Here is a 1725-nt window from a genome sequence, read left to right as displayed (position 1 = left end):
AAGTATTTCGACTTCGATATTTATTGAGGCTGGGCGCTTCTTCCCTTCTCCCCTTGTGGGAGAAGGTGTCGCCGAAGGCGGCGGATGAGGGGTGTTCCAGGGAACGCAAACGTCTTATTTCGCTGGAACACCCCTCATCCGTCTCGGCGCTAACGCGCCGATCCACCTTCTCCCACAAGGGGAGAAGGAAAAAGGCGCTACCTCAAAGCGCCTTCACAGCCACCTTCACCGGCTTTTCGATCTCCAGCGGATTGCGCAGCGGCAGGCCGAAGTCCCCGGCCTCGATCTCGAACACATCGCCGGCCTCGGTCCTGATGCCGTCGGCGAAAGAGAGCGTGGCCGTGCCGAACATATGCACATGCACGTCGCCCGGCTGGCGGAAGGCCGCGTATTTGAAATGGTGATGTTCGAGATTGGCGATGGTGTGCGACATGTTCGCTTCGCCGGACAGGAACGGCTTTTCCCACAGCACCTCGCTGTCACGCACGATGCGCGAGGTGCCGCGGATATCGGGCGGCAGGTCGCCGATCAGGATTTCCGGACCGAACGAGGCGTTGCGCAGCTTGGAATGGGCGAGGAACAGATAGTTCACGCGCTCGGTGACGTGGTCGGAAAACTCGTTCGACAGCGTGAAGCCGACGCGGAAAGGTGCGCCGTCGTCGCCGATGACATAGATGCCGGCCACCTCGGGCTCTTCGCCGGCGTCCTTGGCAAAGGCCGGTGACAGAAGTGCGGCACCTGGCGCCACCGCCATCGTGCCGTTGCCTTTGTAGAACCATTCCGGCTGCACGCCGATCTGGCCATTCGCCGGCTTGCCGCCCTCCAGCCCCATGCGAAACATCTTCATGGAATCGGTGAGCTGCTCCTCGCCGTCGGCGCTCAGCTTCTTGTGCATGGAATCGCGCGTCGCGGCGGAGCCGAGATGCGTCAGCCCGGTGCCGGTCAGGTGCAGATGCGCCGGATCAGGGTGATTGATCGGCGACAGCAGCCGCCCCTTCTTGTAAGCGGCCTCGAGATCGACCGTCTCGCCAAGCCCCTTGCGTTCGATCAGCGCGACGAGGCCGACGCCGGTGCGGGCGGCCTCCATCGCCAGCGAATAGACGCTGCGGGCGCCATTGATGATCCGGGTCTTGCCGCCATTGCGGGCGACGACGCGGATGGTCTCGGCGTCGTCGAGGATCTGGGAGATCAGCATGATGAATCCTCTCTCATTTGCCTTGGCAGGACTGCCAAAACGGCAGACCTTACTCAGCGCGGCCGGGACCTCGTCCATGCCACGGTTTAAATTCTCAGTTCGGATTGCGCTCGCGGGCCTGGTCCCTCAGGGACTTCTGTTACCGGCGGGTTGCCGGCAGCGCCGCGATCGTATGCCTCCTGCTTGCCTCGCCTAGAGCAGTTCACCGTTTCACGGAAACGGCGAACCGCTCTAACTCATTGTCTTGGCGCAATTCCAGGCGGAAAACCGTTTCACATTTTCCTGGAATTGCTCTTAAGCCCGTTCAAGCCTTGTTCTTGTTGTAGACGTCGAAGATCACGGCACCGAGCAGCACCAGGCCTTTGACCACCTGCTGCCAGTCGACATTGACGCCCATAATCGACATGCCGTTGTTCATCACGCCCATGATGAAGCCGCCGACCACCGCGCCGATGACCTGACCGACGCCGCCCATCGCCGAGGCGCCGCCGATGAAGACGGCGGCGCCTCGGCGATGGGCGGCGTCGGTC

At 62.2% G+C, this 1725-nt stretch carries 1 protein-coding gene and 1 pseudogene; both read right to left on the bottom strand.

Annotated elements, in window-relative coordinates; all coding sequences use genetic code 11:
• Window positions 1-202 precede the first annotated feature (202 nt).
• A complete protein-coding gene (gene araD1 / locus EN964_RS33705; protein ID WP_127266707.1) occupies window positions 203-1195 on the bottom strand; it encodes an AraD1 family protein in 993 nt (330 codons plus the stop codon).
• 304 nt (window positions 1196-1499) lie between these two features.
• Window positions 1500-1725 (bottom strand): annotated as a pseudogene (locus EN964_RS33700) (hypothetical protein); the annotation flags it as partial.

Source organism: Mesorhizobium sp. M7A.F.Ca.CA.001.10.2.1, from assembly GCF_003998575.1.
Lineage (GTDB): Bacteria > Pseudomonadota > Alphaproteobacteria > Rhizobiales > Rhizobiaceae > Mesorhizobium.
This window is presented reverse-complemented; position numbering and strand designations above follow the sequence as displayed.

Excerpts from the sequence above, each read along its gene's own strand:
- araD1 (WP_127266707.1), bottom strand. The coding sequence starts at position 1,195 with ATGCTGATCTCCCAGATCCTCGACGACGCCGAGACCATCCGCGTCGTC.